This is a genomic window from Agromyces cerinus (genome assembly GCF_016907835.1).
Classification (GTDB): Bacteria; Actinomycetota; Actinomycetes; order Actinomycetales; family Microbacteriaceae; genus Agromyces; species Agromyces nitratus.
The window spans coordinates 1,701,609-1,719,870 of sequence record NZ_JAFBCT010000001.1 but is presented as its reverse complement, the minus strand read 5'-3'; the positions used below and the strand labels follow the sequence as shown (position 1 = coordinate 1,719,870).

Genomic DNA, 18,262 nt, shown 5'->3' with positions numbered 1-18,262 from the left:
TGCGTCCGGCTCAGCCGGCCAGCTCGACCTGCATGATCGCGCGGTCGGGCCGGGGTCGTGAGACCTCGGTGAAGCCCGCATGGGTGAACATCGAGACGGTGCCGTGGAAGAGCGCGTCGGCCGAGACCTTCGCGCGGATCTTCGGGTCGACGGCATAGGCCTCGACGACGCGGGCGCCGCCTGCTCGGGCGAAGTCGACCGCCGCCTCGGCGAGAGCGCGAGCGACGCCGCGGCCCCGGTGGTTGCGGGGCACGACGAAGCAGGAGACCGCCCAGACGGCGGTGTCATCGAAATCGGGATGCTCGGTGCCGCCCTTGACGATGGTGCTCAGGCGAACCCTGGGGAGGTCGGTGCGAGGTTCGACGGCGCACCAGCCGACCGGCGTCTCGCCGTCGTAGGCGATGAGCCCGCGCCCGATGCCCGACGCGTTCAACTGCTCTTGCAGCCGGTCGCGCAGCCCGTCGTCGCCGAACCGGCGCCAGTCGCTGCCCGGGATCTTGTACCACTGGCACCAGCAGTGCGCAGGATCGCCACGAGTGCCGAAGACGGCTTCGACATCGGTGAACGGAACTTCGCTCGCAGGGGCGACCCGGAGCCGGAGCGGCTCGAGGTCTTCGGTCACGTCGGTGATCACGATTCGAATGTAGCGCCGACCACTGACATCCGCAGCGGTTGCGGGGCGTTCGACCACACAAGTCGTGAATATAGGTAACAATGCAGTATCATCATGATATGACTCCCGAGATCACCGTGCTCGACCGGCTGCTCGAGGTCAGCGAGCTCTTCCAGAAGGACATGGCCCACGCGTTCGATGGCACGCCGCTGACCCCCTCACGCGTGCGCGTGCTCTGGGAGCTCGCCGCCACCGGCCCGTCGACGCAGCACGCGCTCGCGACCCGGCTCGAGGTGAGTCCGCGCAACATCACCGGTCTCGTCGACGCGCTCGAGGCCGGCGGGTACGTCGCGCGTACACCGCACCCGAGTGATCGGCGGGCGATCATCGTGTCGCTCGCGGCATCCGCTGAGGAGTTCATGCGCGACATGCAGCGCGACCACGCCGAACTCTCAGCCGAACTGCTCGGCGCCGTCGCGCCCGCCGATCGTGATGCGCTGCTGCGGGGCGTCGAGGCGATCGCCGGGCGTCTGCGCGAGCTCATCGAAGCCGACGAGCAGCGCCGGGCGGTCGGCGAGGCACGGGCGGCGGTGGGGGAGTGAGCACCGCGACCTCGGCGCGCGCCGAGGCATCCCTCTGGCAGCGCATCGGCTGGTTCCTGAAGCGTGCGCTGCTCATGGAGCTCAGCATCTATGCGAGCATCGGCCGGTTCGTCGCACGGCGCCCGGCGATCGCGCCCGGCGCGAAGGGGTTCGGCTTCCACAAGCCGGTGCTGACGATCCTCATGATCTTCATCGTGCTCTCGGCCGTCGAGATCCCGATCTTCGACCTCATCGTGCATCGCTGGCCCGCCGTGCGCATCACGCTGCTCGTGCTCGGCATCTGGGGGCTCACCTGGATGTTCGGGCTGCTGTGCGCATATCTCATGCGGCCGCACACCGTCGGCCCCGACGGCATTCGCGTGCGCGGCGGTCTCGAGCTCGACATCGCGCTCAGCTGGGACGACATCGCGTCGGTCGCGCGCAACCTCCGAGTGGATGAGCCCAAGTCGCCGAAGATCGTCGAGACGGATGCCGCTCGCACCCTCATGCTGCGCATGACCGACGAGACGAATCTCGAGATCGAACTCGAGGGGCCGACGGTCGTGAAGCTGCCCGGACACGGCAGGGCCGGCGGTGAGCAGTCGGTGACGGCACTGCGCATCTGGGTGGATGACCCGGTGGCGTTCATGGACGAGGTGCGGAAGTACATCTGACTTCGCGCCTGCCTGCGTGTGGGCGGCGGCCGAATTCGCACCGAACGGATGCCCCGTAGACGCCCGTGTGTCACGAGCACCCCTTCGGATGCCGCTATGATGGTCAAGTTGTCTTCGGAGAAATCCGGTGGCATCGGGCTGTGGCGCAGCTTGGTAGCGCACTTGACTGGGGGTCAAGGGGTCGCAGGTTCAAATCCTGTCAGCCCGACCAGAGAAGCCCCGGTAGATCGCAAGATCCGCCGGGGCCTTCTTCATGTCTGGAATGCCCAACCCCTCCGAAAGCCCTCCTTAAGCGAGAGCATCGGTGATTTCTGCCATGATGTGTGAATGACAGAGGCTTCGCCGCCTGAAGCTGCATCGGCACCCGTCGTCAGTGAGAGTCCTGAGGCTACCGGCACCCCGCGCTTCTCGTTGAGGGTCGGACGGTTCTTCATACCCCTCGGCTGGAAGTTCCTCGGCGCGGTTGTCGTGGTTGTTGTAACCGTTCTAGTGGTAGCGATTCTCCCCGCTGGCGCTCCAGCGTGGATCAGCTCCGCCGCCTACTTGGTCGCAGGTGCGCTCTTGGGGCTCGTCCTCCAACCGATGCCTGAAACCCCAAGCAACAAGACTCACGCTGAGTTTGCAGTCTCATCGCTCGCGGATACCACACGCTCGGTTGCGAGTTCCCGCACCGCCGTGGCGCAGCTGATGGAGAGTGGAGAATTGAATCAAGTTCGTATGGGCCTGCAAGTGGTTCAATCCGAGCTCGACAGAACACTCGCTCAGCTGGTCAATTCAGTGAGTGAATGGGACAAAATCGAGCCAGGCGTAACTGAACGCGTTCTGACCCAGATCAAGGAGCGAGCCGAGCTGGCTCGAAGGCTAGGAGTTGAGAAGTAATTGGCAAAGGCAATTCGTGGCCAAGTTGCGCAGATCGTCAGCGACCGGGAAGTAATTCTCAACCGGGGAGTCGCAGACGGTGTGGAGCCCGGGATGTTCTTCAAAGTGCTTGATCCGAGAACCGTCGACATCACCGATCCAGAGACGGGCAACATACTTGGCTCAATCTCGAGGATCAAGATCGTCTTGAAAGCTGCTGAGGTGGCGGAGCACCTCACGGTCGCCCAGACCTTCCGCTCGCACGAAGTCAACGTTGGAGGAACTGGGAACAACCTTCTTGGCTCGCTTATGAGCCCGCCGAAGTATGTAAGGCAGGTGGAAACCCTTCGGCGAGGTGCGGGTGAACCTGCTCCGATTGCAGAGCGAGAGAGCGTTGTAGCGATTGGTGATCCGTTTGAAGCCGCTACATCGCAGGAGGTGGAGAGTTCACGGTCGGTAAGTCTCTGGAGAGAGGCCGTTGAAGGCGAGAGCCTCGTTCAGAGCGACCCCGAGTAGCCGCCTGTCACTATCCCAGCGCCTTTCGCTATCGCAGAAGGAAAGCCGCGGGACTGGCTGCGGTGGGTTGGAAGCGACTAGCTGCGACCGATGGCCGACCAGTCGACGCTGATGTCGACCCCGTCCAGCTCAACCGCGAGCTTGGACTTCCAGCCGCCCGCCGGGTCGATCGGGATGTATACGATTCCGTTGATATCGCTCGGAAGTTCAACCCCATCGTCGTATAGGACCGCGACTCGCGTCCGTCCGAGCAAACCAAAGAAGAACCCCATCTCGAACACGACGTTCTGGCGTGCACGCGACTGATCGTCCTCAGGATCGAGAGACTTCGGACGTCCAACGTCGTCACCGGTCAGGAGGACCACTGCAAATCCAACGGATGCAGCGCTTGACTCGAACTTTTCGATCAACACCTGCCCCTTGTTGGCCTGCTGGTGCAGGATTACTGGCTGCGCGCCCGTCAGATTCTGCAAGAAGGATGAAAGCTCAAACTTGCGAGCATCATCCTGGCCATGAACTATGAAGACCCGATCTGACGCCTCTGATTGATCCGCTGCGGGAATAGGTCTCTCTGAAGCTTCTTCCGAGATTTCGACTTCAAGCTTGGCGGCTTCGAGAAGGGCGACGGTCTCGGTGACTCCAGCAGGCTGATATCCGCTTGTATCCATCCCGTCAAACCAAATCGACGGACCGAACGCGATTGCGGTGAAGCTCCTGTACATGGGACTGTCGTCGCCGAAGATCTGGCGGACGACCACGTCTGTTCGCTTCAACCACTTATCGAAATCCTCAGGATAGCCGCCGTTGGCATCGGATATCTGTTGGTCGAGGAGTTCGAGTTTTCTCGTCAGGTCCACGAGGACCACCGTAGTGGTGAACCGTGTTACCGGTCGCCAGCCGCACGAAGGCGTACTTGCTGCGGGGGAGTAGCTCTGGCCGCCGCGACGTGGGCAGAGAACCGGGCGCGGTGCGAGCTGTAGTCCTTCTTGCGCAGGTGCGCGTAGACCCGGTCGGCGATCTCGTAGCTGGCGTGGCCCATCGCTCGGCTGAGTTCGTGCATGTCGAGCGCCTTGCTCTCCAGCGCCAGCGTCGCGAACGTGTGGCGAAGCTCGTGCAGGTGCAGTTCCGGGAACCCTGCCCGACGCGCGGCGGGCTTGAAGGTGTAGCGGTAGAAGCCCTTTGGAGAACACGTCGCTATTCCGAGTGAGGTGCGCCGCGAGGCAGAGAGATTCCCCGACATCGTTGCATTGCGGAGAAATCTATACCCGACGACTTCGGAGGTCCTCGGCTGGCTCATCGAGGTCATGTCGACGGTGCCCGCTCGCGACAAGAACCTCGTCGATCTCTACGCCAACCACGGCGCCGCCGACCCGCTCGTTGTAGCGTGCGCGCTCGATGGCCGCGAGCGGGACGACCTCTACCTGATTGCGCCGGAGTGGGTGGTCGTCACCGGCGACAAAGCCGTGCAGAGCAAGGCGGAGCAGTTTGGGCTGACGGTTCTTAGCAACGCTGAGTTCGCGGCTGTCATCGACGCCGCCGAGGGGCAAACGTGACCGGCTGGACGGATTTGCACGTTTAGCCGGGAACGGTTGTTCACCACCCCTTCTTCATCACCATCAGGTCAACTTCGGGTGGCTGGATATCCAGTTCACCTTCGGGCCGGAGGGGCCGGATCTGCCGTGGCTCGGCTGGGCGCTGGATACGGCAACCCTGATCCCGTGTGTCAGCTACGGCGCGAGCGTCGAGCCTCCCTCCTGAGGAGTGCGGCTCGCGTTCACCGAAAGAAGTCTGGAATGATCGCGTCGATCTTGGCCTGCAGGCCTTTCAACGCCGTTTCGGGCCAACCGAAGTATGCGGTCACGTAATTGAGGGCGTTGTAGAAGGCGGCAAGCGCCGCTCCCACATCGTTCTCGACTGACTCGATTCTGACGAGGATCTGTGCCTTGTGATGACCGGTTGCAGGGTCTTCGACCCATCTTCGCTGCTCCCGAACCGGGTACAAGGTGGGATGCGTGAGGTTGGAGAGAAGACCGTACATGCCGGAGGCCGTGGTGGCATCGATCGTTCCACCAAACGACTCGGTGAGTTCGTACATCCACTTCACCGCGTCTTCGAGACCGGGGAGTTGCTGGGCGCGTAGTACGCCATTGCCAAGCTCTGCCTTCGTTGACCCCGAAAAGCGCTCGAGAATCTGTGCCTTGAGCTTCTTGTACGCGGTCTCAGTTCGCTTGTATGTCGGATCGTCCTTGCCGCGAAGGCGACCCGAGTTCTTCTTCGCCTCCTCGGCGCTCTTAAGTTCTTCGAGGTAGACGCGAGCGAGACGATCTTCGGCTGGCTCGTCAGGATCGTCACCCAATACCCATACCGCGTGGGCGCAGTTCTCGATGATCGCGCGAAGGATCAGGGGAGGAGACGAGATGACCTCTCCGGCCCTGAGCAGGCTCGCCAGCCCTCCCATATGAGCCGCAGCTCCGAAGAGAAAGATCTGTATGACCTCTGCAATGAGGCGATGACCCGTCTCGCCGGTCGGGTTGGCGATCGCTGGGTCTGGTGCAGGCAAGGTCACGGCAGCGGCCGCCGCACCCGATCCCGACGCTGGTTCCCAGTGGAAGGTGTCGGCCGTTTCGTGAAACGCGTCGCGACATGCGAGTAGCGCCTGAGCAAGCTCTTCCAGGCGAGCGCTGTAAGCCGGAGGCACGGTCTGCCAGTAGGTCATGCGATTACCATCCCTGGTTGCTCTGAGGCGAGCGGTAGCGGTGTCAGCTTTCACGAGGCCGACCCGTCTTCCCTTCGTAGGCACGTCATGGAGGTGGTGGTCGCTCACTGATATAGAACGCCAGACTGGACTCCCACAGTCAGACCCCACCGCATTGACCTTGCCGCGGTGGGGATTTCAGTGGGCCGCGACCGAAGTCGTAGGCCCCGAGCCGTTCTTGACGGTGAGAGTGGTGGTACTTGTGACCAGATGGCCGGCAGGGAAGAACTGACGGTGCAGACCATCCTCCTCGAATACATGTGCTGCTCCCGGCAGAGCCTCGAAGGGAAGCGGGCGGAGTGCGTTCGGATTGTGAAAGACGGTCAGACCGTCGATCCAGTCCTCTTCGTAGTCTTCGCTGACTACCTGCGAGAACTCCTCCTCCACTCCGGTGTTGTCGTTCGCGAAGCGTCGTCCCTCATGGCGAGCGGTGACGTTCGGTTCTCCCATGCCCGCCGCGATCCCAATGCGGTTGAACTTCGTCAGCGTTCCGGCAGCGTTGAACGCGACCGCGCTGATGTGCTCCGAGTCCGGCAACTTGAAGAAGCCTGACGGCAGTCGCTTGTCACCCCACTCAAGATCCGTTACTGGCACCTCGACCTTTTGGACCTTGCCATCAGACTCGACCTCTTCGATACGCACGCCGTACAGGTACTCGAACAAAGCCGACTGGCTCCAGGTCATGGACAGGTCTTGGTGAAAGTCCTGGACCGCGATGACGAAGGGAATGTCCTGGACACCCTCACGCTCCCAGTATCGCTTCTGAAGCTTCGCCCAGAGCGGTCCGGAGAAGCGGGTTGGCAGGTAGTTGTGGATGTAGTCGTGGATGGCCTCCGCCGTCTCGGGGAGCGGGACGACCAGGTTTGGCGGCGGCGGGTTGGCTGTGGTGGCCTCGATGTAGAAGTCGCCGAGGATGCCGCGAGCCAGGAAGTCGGGCGCGGGCTTCGGCTGCTCGACTCTGTACCCTGCTTCACGGAGCATGGCCCAGAGGTAAAGCTCCCAGACGCGAGGATCGAACCCAGTCGTTTGGAACTGCTCGACGTACGAGCCGTCTTGGTTGTCATACCAACGCATCGCTATTTCGATCAGTCGTTTCGCGGCCACGGCGCTCGGACTGTCACGAAGGTACTTGAAGCGAGTGTGAAGCTTGCTCTCCTTCACCACCTTCGCGAAGAAGTCCGCAGACGGCTTCTCATCACCCTGGGTTCGTGCGTTGTTGTAGTTCTTCAGGACGCGAACCATGCTCTCGGCTGTGCCGTTGACTGCATCAGGGATGTTCGTGTGGCTTTGCAGCGTCTCGACGGCGCGATACTTGCCCGCGAGGTCAGGTGCCAGCACCGCGCTGTTGAGGTCCCTGTCCGTGAGGTCCACGAAGACGGTCGCCAGCACCTTCGCTGGTTTGACCTCCAGCCACTCGACCTCCGTGATCGGAGGCAGCGGTCCCACTCCTCGCGCCCAAACCACGTAGGCGTCGAATCGTCGCTTACTGATCGCGTGAATCTCGACCGCGCCAGTGCCGTCAGCCATCAGATGCATCACCTTTCTTTGGAGCGGTCTGCGTAGGCCGCTATCGGTCAAGTCGCTGTACGTAGCGGGTTGCTCAGAGGTGAGCAGCCAGTGCGTCACGAACCACCGCAAGATCCGCCTCGCGGTGCTTCACGATGAACCGTCCGCGAACCGTGAAGTCGGTCATGGGGATGATGACGAGGGACAAGCCTCGAGCGGGGATGAGTTCGCGGCGTCGGTCATCGTAGAGCCGACGCTGAATCCCGCGGTGCGCTCCCGAGACGGTGAGCACCTCCGGCTTGTCGAAGTGCTTGACAGCTTCGGTGTGCTGCTTCTCATGGAACTCCACCACAAGCCGCAACGACGGATAGTACGCATCCACCGGAAGAGCCTTGCGACGGCCCGTCTTAGGTGAAGGGTCACCCTTCAGCCACTCGAAGGTGTGCTGCCTTCTGCCCTTCGATCCCAGCGCCTCATCGCAGAGGTCGAGGACGTAGCCCTCGTTCTCTAATGCCATGAGCTGAGGGTAGCGGCAATGCGCGACACATCCTCGACCGGAGTCGTCGGTGAGGCCGGGTGTTCAAGAACGATTGGGTCTGATCTGCCGAACGTCCTGGAGCCGCGACGCTTCGGCGGATGCGACCGTACAAAGCCAACTCGTCGAGCACACCAACTACATCCTGATGAATCAGTACCGTGAGGCGCTCGGCCTCGACGATGGCCCGGTCACGTATTGTCTCTGGAGCGTCCGCGAGCCGGCGGTCCATCCCGTTGCCCATGCATGGATCAACGGCGCCAAGCGCCCCGCCGCCGAGATCGACACGGACCCGATCGTGTATGCCATCGGGTGGGTGATGGACGAGCGGACCATCGTCACCGCGGTGACTCCGCGGGAGCACCTCGACCACATCCGGATCGCATTCGCCACTCGAGTAGCTCCTCGAGCATACGCCCGCTGAGGGATTCCCTTGTGACGCCTGATGGGAGTTCGGTTTGGCGGTGGCGACGATACGGCGGGCATCGGCTTCCCATCATTTACCCATCAGATTGACCCGTGAGAGACCCCCGACGACCGGGTAGAATCGGAGTTAGCGAACCGCCCGGTTCCCTGTAAACACAAGGGAATCCGCAAGTTTTCGGAGACATTCGGTGAAAACCGAGTTAAGGCTGCAGCCTTCAAGGGGTCGTAGGTTCAAATCCTGTCAGCCCGACCAGAAAGTCCCGGAAACCTGAGGGTTTCCGGGACTTCTGCGGTTAAGAGAGACTGATCCTCTCATGCCGAGCGTCGATCTTGCAGTGCTCGGGTCCACGCAGCGATCCAATGGGCGCGCTGACGCAGTACGCCGATCTCCGCACAAGGCCGACGCGGTCCGTCGGTGTGGGAGCCTGCCACGCCTGTTGGCGACCGACTTCGGCTGTTGACTTCGCCAGCTCTCTTCGCAAGTATTCGCGCATGAGTGACAAGTCCGATTCCGAGCAGATCGACGACATCATCGCGCAGCAGAGCGGCTGGAAGCAGGACGTGCTCGTCGCGCTTCGAGCTGCGATCATGGCCGCCGACCCGGCTGCCGTCGAGGCGGTCAAGTACAAGAAGCCCTCTAAACCGGAGGGAGTTCCGTTTTGGACGCATGACGGAGACGTCTGCTTCGTCGACGTGCTCAAGAGCGCTGTAAGGCTGACGTTCGCGAAGGGTGCCCGCATGGAAAGCAGCGATCTCTTCAACACCCGGCTGGACAGCAAAGTCGTTCGAGCCATCGACTACTTCGATGGAGACCGCGTGGACGAAGCGGCGGTCAAGGCGCTCGTAGCTGAGGCCGTGGAACTCAACGTCGCAGCCAGGTGACAGTGGTGACGGGAGCGCCGAACCGGTCACCCACGTCAGGCCGCGACCTTCGCATGCCCGACTAATGCGAGGACTGCGCGTGAATCCGAATCAGGCAGCGGCCCGGATCCTCCAAGGGGTCTCAGGTTCAGATCCCGTCAGCCCGACCAGAAAGTCCGGAAAGGTCGAGGGCTTCGTGCTCGATGGCCCGAGTACATCCACTTGACCCCAGAAGGGGTGACACGGACACGAGCCACTCGATACCATCCGCGGAGACGGTCACAATGGCCGGTGTGCGACAAGGAGGTCGACATGACACACGGAATCGGCAGGAGGTCGTTGATCACGGCCGCCGCCGTCATGGGCATGCTGGGATTCGCGGTGACTCCAGCCACGGCCGCAGGCCCGGGGAACTCGGACGACGCTCCGTTCCGCGGGCGGATCGTGAGCATGCTCCAGCACATGAGCGTTGAAGAGAAGGTGGGTCAGCTCTTCGTCGTCGAGGTGTACGGGCGCGACGCCACGGCTGTGACTGCCACCGCTGCCGCGAACAACCGGCGGCTGTACGGCGTCGATACTCCAGCGCAGGTCATCGACAAGTACAAGCCCGGCGGCGTCATCTACTTCACGACCCGCGGGCCCGACAACTTCGGCACGCCGACCCAGATCGCGACGCTCTCGAACGGGCTGCAGACAGCGGCGACCGACCAGCCGGCCGGCATCCCCCTGCTCATCTCGACCGACCAGGAGGGCGGCGCCCTCGTCGCCCGGTTCGGCGCTCCGGCGACGCAGATGCCCGGGCAGATGCCCCTCGGCGCGAGTCGCTCGGCGGAGCACGCGCACCGCTCGGCCGAGGTGATCGGCACCGAGCTCGCCGCGGTCGGCATCAACCAGGACTACGCGCCGGTCGCCGACGTCAACGTCAACCCGGCCAACCCGGTCATCGGCATCCGCTCGATCGGCGAAGACCCGCAGCTCGTCGCCGAGCTCGTCGCCGCCGAGGTCGACGGCTTCCACGACGGCGGCGTCGCGGCCGCCGCGAAGCATTTCCCGGGCCACGGCGACACGGCGACCGACAGCCACTTCGGACTCCCCGAGGTGACGCACACGCGCGAGCAGCTGGAGGCCATCGACCTGCCGCCGTTCCGGGCCGCGATCGCCGAAGGCGTCGACACGATCATGACCGCGCACGTCGTGTTGCGCTCGATCGACCCGAGCGGCGCCCCCGCCACGATGTCGGAGCCGATCCTCACGGGCCTCTTGCGCGAAGAGCTCGGCTACGACGGGCTCATCGTCACCGACGCGCTCGACATGCAGGGTGCCACGAGCACCTATCCGCCGAACGTCGCGCCCGTCGCGGCGTTCAAGGCGGGCGCCGACATGCTCGTGCTCCCACCCCAGATGGATGTCGCCTTCAACGCCGTGCTGAGCGCTGTGCGGAGCGGCGAGATCTCCGAGAAGCGGCTCGACGAGTCGGTGTACCGTGTCTTGCGGCTCAAGCTGCAGCGCGACCTCTTCGAGGACCCGTTCGTCGATGCCGATGCCGCGGCCGCGATCGTCGGCGCACCCGCGCACGTCGCCGACGCGCAGACGATCTCCGACGACACGACCACGCTCCTCAAGAACGACGCCGGCGTGCTGCCGCTCTCGACCGAGCCGCGCGACGTGCTCGTCACGGGCTGGGGCGTCGCGACGACGTCGACCCTCGGAGGCGCGATCGCCGCCCGCGGGCAGAGCGTCACGGTGCGCGAAACGGGGCTCACGCCGAGTGCGGCCGTGATTGCCGAGGTCGCCGCGGCCGCTGCGAACCACGACCTCGTCGTGGTCTCGACGAACAACGCGTCGAACGTCTCGGCGACGACCGGGCTGCCGACCGCGTCGGCCGCAGCCCAGCAGGCCTTCGTGCAGGCGCTCCTGGCAAGCGGCACGCCGGTAGTCGTGTCGGCGATGCGCAACCCGTACGACATCTCGGTCATGACGAACGTGCCGACGGCACTCGCGACCTACGGCTACACGGCGGCGTCGCTCGAGTCGCTCACGCGTGTGCTCTTCGGCGAGAACGAACCGGTCGGCAAGTTGCCCGTCACGATCCCGACGGCGGACCGGACGGGCGTGCTGTACCCGTTCGGCCACGGGCTCGGGTTCGACTGACGCGCTGACGCCCGCTGGGTGAGTGGATGCCGCGCGGCATCCACTCACTCCGCGACGGGCCGACGCCGTCGGTCGGAGAGCGACGGGCCCGGGGCATCCGGTCTTCTCCACCTGATGACGACCTCGTAGGCTCTCTCCATGCGCAGCATCCCGAACGGCCGCCTGCAGGTGGTCTGCGGCCCGATGTTCGCCGGTAAGTCCGAGGAGTTGCTGCGGCGCGTGCGCCGCGCGCAACTCGCCGGACTCGCCGTCGAGGTCGTCAACCACGCGCTTGACGATCGGCACGCCGCGGGCCGAGTGGCCTCGCATTCGGGGCTCAGCATCGCGTCCCGATCAGTGCCCGACGTCGGCTCGCTGGTAAAGCTGGTCGGCGATCGCGAGCTGGACCTGCTCGCGATCGATGAGGCGCAGTTCTTCGGGACGGAGCTCGTCCCGGCGGTGAGCAGACTGGTGCTCACCGGAATGTCGGTCGTCGTCGCCGGTCTCTGCGTGACGTTCGACGGCCGCCCCTTCGAGCCGCTTCCATCGCTCATGGCGCTCGCCGAGGATGTGACGAAGCTCACAGCCGTGTGCGCCGTCTGCGGGCAGGATGCCGCGTTCCATCAGCGGGTCCTCGCCGACGACGTCGCGGACGCTCGCGTCGCGACCGCCGAGCATGTGGGCGGGATCGAGTCGTACCAGGCACGCTGTCGGCAGCACTTCGGCGAACGAGGCCGTCGCCCACTGTGAAGTGTCACCCGAGTGCTGAACGCGGGAGCGTCAACGCGAGTCGCGATCGTGCCCCATATGACTCGACGGTGATCAAGCGGACGGCGGTGGCGTTGCGTCGGGCCGGTCACGCCACTCGGTCTCGGCCAGTGCGTAGACATCCGTGTCGGCCCAGCGGCCCTTGAACCAGATGTTCCCGACCAGGTGCGCCTCCTTGCGCATTCCGAGTCGACGGCAGAGCGCGACGGATGCCGCATTCAGGGGATCCACCTCGGCGACGATGCGATGCAGGCCGATCGAGTCGAATCCCAGCCGAAGCACCTGCATCGCAGCCTCGGTGGCGTACCCCTGACCGGAATACCCGGGGTGGAATGCCCAGCCGATCGCGGCGCAGCCGTGTTCGGCACGCTCGAGCATGAAGTAGAGGTCGCCGATCACGCGCGCATCACTCCGGTGTTCGACCGCGAGTTCGAGGAAGTCGCCATCGGATGCGAGGGTCGACTGTTCCGACCATTTCGCGATCCTGGCGGCGAGTGTCTCGCGATCGCGAGGCTCGTAGAGGAGGTACTCGCAGACGTCGGCGCGGGACTGGTAGGCGAGGATGTCACCGAGGTCCGCCTCACGCATGGTGCGGAGCCGGAGGCGTTCGGTGAGAGATTCCTCGAACTTGAACGGGAGGCGGAAGACGGGACGCTCGCTCACCTCGCCGAGTCTAGATGGCACTCTGGGTGCTGCGGCGTTATCCCGTCATTCCGACGGGCTCGAAACCCGGTCGGGCGACGAGCGCTGCTGTTCCGCATACTGCGTGCCCCAGCGTGTCAACTCGCCGAGCAGCGGCGTCGCGCTGACTCCGAGTTCGCTCAGCCGGTACTCGACCTTCGGCGGCACCTGACGGTACACCATGCGCGTGATGAGGCCGTCCTCCTCGAGCTCCCGCAGCTGGCGGGTGAGCACGCGTGACGTCGGATCCTGAAGGAGCCGGCCGAGTTCCCCGAACCGCAGCACCTCGTGCTCGCCGAGGAGAGTGAGGATGCTCGGCTTCCAGGCCCCGCCGAGCACGGCGATCGACACCTCAGCGTCACACGAATCGGACCACTCGCGGACGATCCGTTCCGTCTTCTCTCTCATGGAGAGCTCCCTCCTGTCGGCTTTGACAGTATCCAATCGGTAAGTACGTGACATTTCTGTCGGTACTTGCACCTTCTGTCTGTAGTTTACAGACTCGTGATGTGACCTCACCAACCGCCATCATCGATTCGCGCTCGACCCTCCGCCTCTGGCTCGCGATGGTCCCACTGCTCCTGGGAATCCTCATCGGCGCGCTCGCGATCAGCAGCGTCTCCACCGCCCTTCCCCGAATACGTGCCGACCTGGCCTTCACCGACACCGAGGGGCTCTGGTTCGTCGACATCTACTCGCTCTCGCTGGCCGCAACCCTCATCGTCGCCGCGCGGATCGGCGACGCGTTCGGTCGGAAGCGGATCGTCCTCATCGGCCTCGCGGGATTCGCGGTGCTCAACGCGGTCGGAGGCCTCGCGGACAACGGGACCCTGCTCATCGTCATCCGCGGGCTGCTCGGTGTCGCCGAAGCGTTCGTCGTCGCGGGGGTGGTCGCCACCATCGGCGCCAACTACCAGGCCAGGGAGCGCGTGATGGCGTACGGGCTGTGGACGGCGACGTTCGGCGTGGGAAGCGCGCTCGGTCCTGTGATCGGCGGGCTGCTCTCGGACGGACCAGGGTGGCGCTGGCTGCTGCTGGGGAGCGTGCCGCTTGCGGTGCTCGCCGGGGTTCTCGCGTTCTGGTTGGTCCCGGACTCGCGCAGTTCCCGACCGCAGTCCTGGGACATCCCGAGCATCGTCTCCTCGATCGTCGCACTCGGCGCCCTCACATTCGCGCTGCACGAGGCGCTCGCGGCGCCGGTGTCCGCCGCGGTGGCCGGTGCGATCGCGGTCGTGAGTCTCGTCTTCTTCGTCGCCAGGCAACGACGGCTGAGCGAACCGCTCATCGATATGCGACTGTTCGGGCTGCAGGGGTTCAGCCCCGCCATCGTTCGAGTGCTCATCGCCAGCGGCGTCGCGTCCGGGTCCGTCCTGCTCGTGAGCCTGCATCTGCAGGACACGAGGGGCCAGAGCGCCGCGGATGCCGGCCTCGCGATCCTGCCCCAGGCGGCGGCGATCGCGATCGGCGGGGTGGTCGCGCCGATCGCGCTTCGCTGGTTGCGCGCACAGACACTCACGGTCGGAGCGCTTCTCCTGCAGGCCGCCGGCATGGCATGGCTCGTCACGGACCCGGAGCTCGTCGCGGTGCCACTGGCGTGCGTCGGACTCGGATTCGGCATCGCGGGAACGCTTGCGGCGACGGCGTTGTTCGACGCGACCACCGACGACGACGCCGGCCAGGTCGGCGCGATCCAGGAGGTCGGCTTCGCGCTCGGCGGCGGGCTCGGCATCGCCATCCTCGGCACGATCGCTGCGGTCTCGGACGGTGGATTCGCCACCGCCGCTCTCGTCGCGGCGATCGCGCTCGTCGCCGCGGCGATCCTCCCGTTCGTGCGCCGCCGGACGGCGAGCGGTGCTCGAGCAATGCTCACGCCGGAGGACTCCTGACCTCACGCCGGTCGGTCGGCCCTCTGCAGCAAAAGTTCCCCGGGGCTGAGTGCGGTTCCTCCCTCGGCCGCGTTCGGCGCGCCGCAGGGGTTGAGCTGGCGGGCCGGATGTGGTCGGCTGGGTTCGGGGAAAGGGGTGCGATATGAACGACGACCCGTCTTGGACGAAGGTCGTACAGGCCGTCGAGCCGGAGCAGCCACAGCTCAAGCGGGTGCTCGGACCGGGACTGCTGCTCCTGTTCATCGTCGGCGACATCCTCGGCACGGGCATCTACGCGCTCACCGGTCAGGTCGCCGCGGAGGTCGGCGGGGCAGCGTGGCTGCCGTTCCTCCTCGCGTTCGCCGTGGCGACCGTGACCGCGTTCTCGTACCTGGAGCTCGTCACCAAGTACCCGCAGGCCGCCGGCGCGGCGCTGTACACGCACAAGGCGTTCGGCATCCACTTCTTCACCTTCATCGTGTGCTTCATCGTGATGACCTCGGGCATCACGTCGGCGTCGACGGCCTCGCGCGCGTTCGCGGCGAATCTCCTGATCGCCTTCGGAATCCCGGATGCCACGGTGACGACGATGCTCATCGCGGTCGCGTTCATCGTGCTCATCATGCTGGTGAACCTCCGCGGCGTGAGCGAGAGCGTGTGGCTCAACGTCTTCCTGACCCTCGTGGAGCTGTCGGGCCTGCTGCTCGTCATCCTGATCGGCATGTGGGCGATCGCCGGCGGCAACGCGGACTGGTCGCGGGTCGTGGCCTTCGAGACGCCGGAAGACAAGGGTGTGCTGCTTGCGGTCAGCACCGCGACATCCCTCGCCTTCTTCGCGATGGTGGGGTTCGAGGACTCGGTCAACATGGCCGAGGAGACGAAGGACCCGAGTCGCATCTTCCCGAAGATGATGTTGAGCGGGCTCGGCATCGCGGCGGTGATCTACGTGCTGGTGTCGATCACCGTGGTCGCGCTCGTGCCGATCGGGCAACTCGTCGGCAGCGAGACGCCGCTCGTGACCGCGGTCGAGGCCGCGGCGCCCGGATTCCCGATCAACGACCTGCTGCCGTTCATCTCGATGTTCGCGGTCGCCAACACGGCACTCATCAACATGATGATGGCGAGCCGCCTGCTCTACGGCATGAGCCGGCAGGAGGTGCTGCCGCCGTTCCTCGGCAAGGTCGCGCCGAGACGGCAGACGCCATGGGCGGCGATCCTGTTCACGAGTGCGCTGGCTGTGGGCCTCATCGTCTACGTCTCCCTCGACGCCGAAGGCTCGATCGTCGCCCTGCTCGGTGGCACGACCTCGCTCCTACTGCTCACCGTGTTCGCGATCGTCAACGTGACCGTGCTGGTGCTGCGGCGGCAGCCGGTCGAGCACAAGCACTTCCGCACGCCCTCGGCACTGCCGGTGATCGGCGCGATCACATGCCTCTACCTGGTGTTCCCGTGGACCTCCGGCCGGCCGGCCGGGCAGTACGGGATCGCGCTCGCCCTCTTGGCGATCGGCGTCGTGCTGTGGATCGCAGAGCGCGTGTACACGGCAGCGCGGCGCCGACGCGCTGGCGTGTGAAGCGAGTTGTGAAACACGGCCGACGTCCCTGTGAACAGGTTTCGGACCACTGCCCGCTCGGTGCCCTATGGTCATCACCATGGGCTCGACTGCGACGGCGTATCTCACCGGTTTCGGCCGGTATCTTCCGGGCGATCCCGTCGACAACGACGGCATCGCGGCGCGACTCGGTGGCGACGATGCGGTCACCGAGCGAATCCGCCGCCGCATCCTCGACGCGAACGGCATCCGGCAGCGGCACTACGCACTCGACGAGCACGGCGAGCCCACCGAGCTCAATGAGGAACTCGCCGTCAAGGCGCTTCGCGCTGCGTTCGACGACCGGGGCATCGACGCGTCCGACGTACGAATGCTCGCCTGCGCGACGACCATGGGCGACGTGCTCGTGCCGGGCTTCGCGTCGATGGTGCACGGTCGACTCGGCGGCGGTCCGATGCAACTGCTGTCGGCATCGGGTGTCTGCGCCTCGGGGCTCGCCGCGCTCGACGCGGCCGTGAGCAAGGTCAGGCTCGGCGACCACCCGGTCGTCGCGGTCGTCGGGTCGGAGCTGTCCAGCCGCAGCCTGCGGCAGCGCCGCTTCGACGACATCCGTGCCGGCATGGACTCCCATTTCCTGCGCTGGATGCTCTCCGACGGCGCCGGTGCCGTCGTCGTCGAGTTCCAGCCGCACCCGAGCAAGCCGTCGCTGCGGGTCGACTGGGTGCGTCAGGTCTCGCTCGCTCATGAGCACGACGTATGCATGCGGGCGGGCATGGACGGCATCGAGCCCGTTGTCGGCAATACCTGGCAGGATGTCGGCGTCGCCCAGGCCGAGGCGAGCGGCATGTTCGTGCTGCGTCAAGACGTCACCGTGCTCGACGACCTCGCCGAGGCCGGCATCCGCCAGTTCGAGGAACTCGTCGACATCGGCCTCGTCGACGTCCATCACCTCGACCACGTCGTCTGCCATTACAGCACCAACGCGTTCCGCGATGCCGCGTTCGACGGGCTGCGCCGGCGCATCCCCTCACTCGACACCGACAAGTGGTACTCGAACCTCGAGACCCGCGGCAACACCGGTTCGGCGAGCATCTTCATCGCACTCGAAGAGGCTTGGCGCACCGGTCGGTTCAGCCCCGGCGAGACGATCCTGCTGGCGGTGCCCGAGTCGGGTCGATTCTCGTTCGCCTTCGCCCACCTCACCGTTGTCGCCCCACCCGATCAGCAAGGAGCCACCACATGACGACCGACACGACGACCGCGTCCGCCGAGCTGCAGCCTGCGGATGTCGCAACCCTCTTCGACCGGCTCGCCGACGTGTGGGTCGAGCTCGAGCGGTACCTGGAGCGCGTGCCCGTGCTCCGCCGGCTCGACGACGGCACGGTGACGATCGACGACTACCGGCGGCTGCTCTTCAACCTCCGCCAGCAGGTCGTCGACGGCTCGCCGTGGATCTCCCGTGCCGCATCCAACTTCGACATCGACCATTTCGAGCTGCGCGCGGCGGCGATCAAGCACGCCGAAGAGGAGCACCGCGACTACCTCATGCTCGAACGCGACTACGTCGCGATCGGCGGGTCGCTCACCGATCTGCGCGCAGGGCGCAAGAACATCGGTTCCGAAGCGCTCTCGGGGTACATGTTCAATTACGCGGATCAGCCGAACCCGGTGGGTCTGCTCGGTGCGATGTTCATCATCGAAGGGCTCGGCGCGAAGCGCGCCGCGGGATGGGCCGGCAGATTCCAGGAGGTGCTCGGACTCGCCGACAGCCAGGTGCACTTCATGCAGTACCACCAGGAGGCCGACAGCGAGCACACCGGCGACCTCGAGGCGATCCTCACCTCCGGCATGATCGATGACGCCGCAGCCGACGAGATCGTGCGCTGCGCGCAGGTGGTGGCCCGCCTGTACGCGCTGCAACTCGAAGAGCTGGATCACTGA

General features: G+C 65.1%; 20 protein-coding genes and 1 tRNA gene. 13 read left to right on the top strand and 8 right to left on the bottom strand.

The window, feature by feature from the left end:
- Nucleotides 1-10: 10 nt before the first annotated feature.
- Nucleotides 11-634 (bottom strand): GNAT family N-acetyltransferase, encoded by a 624-nt coding sequence (locus JOE59_RS18955; RefSeq protein ID WP_204459691.1) that lies wholly within the window; start codon nt 632-634, stop codon nt 11-13.
- 98 nt (nt 635-732) lie between these two features.
- On the opposite strand from JOE59_RS18955, the gene JOE59_RS07990 reads away from it, so the two are divergent.
- From JOE59_RS07990 to JOE59_RS07975, 4 genes are all read left to right on the top strand, one after another.
- Nucleotides 733-1,215, top strand: a complete 483-nt coding sequence (locus tag JOE59_RS07990; RefSeq protein WP_204459689.1) for a MarR family winged helix-turn-helix transcriptional regulator — start codon at nt 733-735, stop codon at nt 1,213-1,215.
- Nucleotides 1,212-1,868 (top strand): hypothetical protein, encoded by a 657-nt coding sequence (locus JOE59_RS07985; RefSeq protein WP_204459687.1) that lies wholly within the window; start codon nt 1,212-1,214, stop codon nt 1,866-1,868. The genes JOE59_RS07990 and JOE59_RS07985 overlap by 4 nt, the downstream gene beginning before the upstream one ends.
- 134 nt (nt 1,869-2,002) lie before the next feature.
- Nucleotides 2,003-2,079 (top strand) — tRNA-Pro (locus tag JOE59_RS07980).
- A gap of 668 nt (nt 2,080-2,747) precedes the next feature.
- Nucleotides 2,748-3,242, top strand: a complete 495-nt coding sequence (locus JOE59_RS07975) for a hypothetical protein (RefSeq protein ID WP_204459685.1) — start codon at nt 2,748-2,750, stop codon at nt 3,240-3,242.
- Nucleotides 3,243-3,319: 77 nt separating this feature from the next.
- Here JOE59_RS07975 and JOE59_RS07970 read toward each other — a convergent pair whose 3' ends face one another.
- On the bottom strand, nt 3,320-4,099 hold the full coding sequence (locus JOE59_RS07970) for a TIR domain-containing protein (RefSeq protein ID WP_204459683.1): 780 nt from the start codon (nt 4,097-4,099) through the stop codon (nt 3,320-3,322).
- 26 nt (nt 4,100-4,125) lie between these two features.
- Complete coding sequence (locus tag JOE59_RS07965) at nt 4,126-4,548, bottom strand: tyrosine-type recombinase/integrase (RefSeq protein WP_204459681.1); 423 nt, start codon at nt 4,546-4,548, stop codon at nt 4,126-4,128.
- Here JOE59_RS07965 and JOE59_RS07960 point away from each other — a divergent pair.
- Complete coding sequence (locus JOE59_RS07960) at nt 4,547-4,795, top strand: hypothetical protein (protein WP_204459679.1); 249 nt, start codon at nt 4,547-4,549, stop codon at nt 4,793-4,795. The genes JOE59_RS07965 and JOE59_RS07960 overlap by 2 nt on opposite strands.
- Before the next feature lie 221 nt (nt 4,796-5,016).
- Here the strand turns inward: JOE59_RS07960 and JOE59_RS07955 are convergent, their stop codons facing one another.
- The 3 genes from JOE59_RS07955 to JOE59_RS07945 all read right to left on the bottom strand — a co-directional run bounded on the left by JOE59_RS07955 (nt 5,017) and on the right by JOE59_RS07945 (nt 8,020).
- Nucleotides 5,017-5,958, bottom strand: coding sequence for a hypothetical protein (locus JOE59_RS07955; protein ID WP_204459677.1), 942 nt, complete (start codon nt 5,956-5,958; stop codon nt 5,017-5,019).
- Between the two features lie 177 nt (nt 5,959-6,135).
- Nucleotides 6,136-7,524: a hypothetical protein gene (locus tag JOE59_RS07950; protein ID WP_204459676.1), complete on the bottom strand. Its 1,389-nt coding sequence runs from the start codon at nt 7,522-7,524 to the stop codon at nt 6,136-6,138.
- A gap of 73 nt (nt 7,525-7,597) precedes the next feature.
- Complete coding sequence (locus JOE59_RS07945; RefSeq protein WP_204459675.1) at nt 7,598-8,020, bottom strand: hypothetical protein; 423 nt, start codon at nt 8,018-8,020, stop codon at nt 7,598-7,600.
- A 166-nt stretch (nt 8,021-8,186) separates the two neighbouring features.
- Between JOE59_RS07945 and JOE59_RS07940 the strand changes: the two genes are divergently transcribed.
- The 4 genes from JOE59_RS07940 to JOE59_RS07925 all read left to right on the top strand — a co-directional run bounded on the left by JOE59_RS07940 (nt 8,187) and on the right by JOE59_RS07925 (nt 12,205).
- Entirely contained in the window at nt 8,187-8,462 is a 276-nt protein-coding gene (locus tag JOE59_RS07940; protein WP_204459674.1) for a hypothetical protein, read from the top strand.
- A 494-nt stretch (nt 8,463-8,956) separates the two neighbouring features.
- Nucleotides 8,957-9,346 carry a DUF1801 domain-containing protein gene (locus tag JOE59_RS07935; RefSeq protein WP_204459673.1) on the top strand — a complete coding sequence of 130 codons (390 nt, stop codon included), beginning with the start codon at nt 8,957-8,959 and terminating at the stop codon, nt 9,344-9,346.
- A gap of 441 nt (nt 9,347-9,787) precedes the next feature.
- Nucleotides 9,788-11,476, top strand: a complete 1,689-nt coding sequence (locus JOE59_RS07930; RefSeq protein WP_239560144.1) for a glycoside hydrolase family 3 protein — start codon at nt 9,788-9,790, stop codon at nt 11,474-11,476.
- 138 nt (nt 11,477-11,614) lie between these two features.
- Complete coding sequence (locus JOE59_RS07925) at nt 11,615-12,205, top strand: thymidine kinase (protein ID WP_204459671.1); 591 nt, start codon at nt 11,615-11,617, stop codon at nt 12,203-12,205.
- A 72-nt stretch (nt 12,206-12,277) separates the two neighbouring features.
- Here JOE59_RS07925 and JOE59_RS07920 read toward each other — a convergent pair whose 3' ends face one another.
- Entirely contained in the window at nt 12,278-12,886 is a 609-nt protein-coding gene (locus tag JOE59_RS07920) for a GNAT family N-acetyltransferase (protein ID WP_307837000.1), read from the bottom strand.
- Between the two features lie 45 nt (nt 12,887-12,931).
- Nucleotides 12,932-13,312, bottom strand: coding sequence for a winged helix-turn-helix transcriptional regulator (locus JOE59_RS07915; RefSeq protein WP_204459670.1), 381 nt, complete (start codon nt 13,310-13,312; stop codon nt 12,932-12,934).
- A gap of 101 nt (nt 13,313-13,413) precedes the next feature.
- Here JOE59_RS07915 and JOE59_RS07910 point away from each other — a divergent pair, with 101 nt between their 5' ends.
- The 4 genes from JOE59_RS07910 (at nt 13,414) to JOE59_RS07895 (ending at nt 18,262) form a co-directional block, all read left to right on the top strand.
- Nucleotides 13,414-14,790, top strand: a complete 1,377-nt coding sequence (locus tag JOE59_RS07910; protein WP_204459669.1) for an MFS transporter — start codon at nt 13,414-13,416, stop codon at nt 14,788-14,790.
- A gap of 142 nt (nt 14,791-14,932) precedes the next feature.
- Nucleotides 14,933-16,342 (top strand): APC family permease, encoded by a 1,410-nt coding sequence (locus JOE59_RS07905; protein ID WP_204459668.1) that lies wholly within the window; start codon nt 14,933-14,935, stop codon nt 16,340-16,342.
- A 79-nt stretch (nt 16,343-16,421) separates the two neighbouring features.
- Complete coding sequence (locus JOE59_RS07900; protein ID WP_204459667.1) at nt 16,422-17,564, top strand: 3-oxoacyl-[acyl-carrier-protein] synthase III C-terminal domain-containing protein; 1,143 nt, start codon at nt 16,422-16,424, stop codon at nt 17,562-17,564.
- Nucleotides 17,561-18,262, top strand: a complete 702-nt coding sequence (locus JOE59_RS07895) for an iron-containing redox enzyme family protein (protein ID WP_204459666.1) — start codon at nt 17,561-17,563, stop codon at nt 18,260-18,262. Before JOE59_RS07900 ends, JOE59_RS07895 begins: the two co-directional genes overlap by 4 nt.

Excerpts from the sequence above, each read along its gene's own strand:
- JOE59_RS07930 (WP_239560144.1), top strand. The coding sequence starts at position 9,788 with ATGAGCGTTGAAGAGAAGGTGGGTCAGCTCTTCGTCGTCGAGGTGTAC.
- JOE59_RS07940 (WP_204459674.1), top strand. The coding sequence starts at position 8,187 with ATGAATCAGTACCGTGAGGCGCTCGGCCTCGACGATGGCCCGGTCACG.
- JOE59_RS07935 (WP_204459673.1), top strand. The coding sequence starts at position 8,957 with ATGAGTGACAAGTCCGATTCCGAGCAGATCGACGACATCATCGCGCAG.
- JOE59_RS07990 (WP_204459689.1), top strand. The coding sequence starts at position 733 with ATGACTCCCGAGATCACCGTGCTCGACCGGCTGCTCGAGGTCAGCGAG.
- JOE59_RS07895 (WP_204459666.1), top strand. The coding sequence starts at position 17,561 with ATGACGACCGACACGACGACCGCGTCCGCCGAGCTGCAGCCTGCGGAT.
- JOE59_RS07950 (WP_204459676.1), bottom strand. The coding sequence starts at position 7,524 with ATGGCTGACGGCACTGGCGCGGTCGAGATTCACGCGATCAGTAAGCGA.
- JOE59_RS07900 (WP_204459667.1), top strand. The coding sequence starts at position 16,422 with ATGGGCTCGACTGCGACGGCGTATCTCACCGGTTTCGGCCGGTATCTT.
- JOE59_RS07965 (WP_204459681.1), bottom strand. The coding sequence starts at position 4,548 with ATGACCTCGATGAGCCAGCCGAGGACCTCCGAAGTCGTCGGGTATAGA.
- JOE59_RS07955 (WP_204459677.1), bottom strand. The coding sequence starts at position 5,958 with ATGACCTACTGGCAGACCGTGCCTCCGGCTTACAGCGCTCGCCTGGAA.
- JOE59_RS07960 (WP_204459679.1), top strand. The coding sequence starts at position 4,547 with ATGTCGACGGTGCCCGCTCGCGACAAGAACCTCGTCGATCTCTACGCC.
- JOE59_RS07915 (WP_204459670.1), bottom strand. The coding sequence starts at position 13,312 with ATGAGAGAGAAGACGGAACGGATCGTCCGCGAGTGGTCCGATTCGTGT.
- JOE59_RS07945 (WP_204459675.1), bottom strand. The coding sequence starts at position 8,020 with ATGGCATTAGAGAACGAGGGCTACGTCCTCGACCTCTGCGATGAGGCG.
- JOE59_RS07905 (WP_204459668.1), top strand. The coding sequence starts at position 14,933 with ATGAACGACGACCCGTCTTGGACGAAGGTCGTACAGGCCGTCGAGCCG.
- JOE59_RS07925 (WP_204459671.1), top strand. The coding sequence starts at position 11,615 with ATGCGCAGCATCCCGAACGGCCGCCTGCAGGTGGTCTGCGGCCCGATG.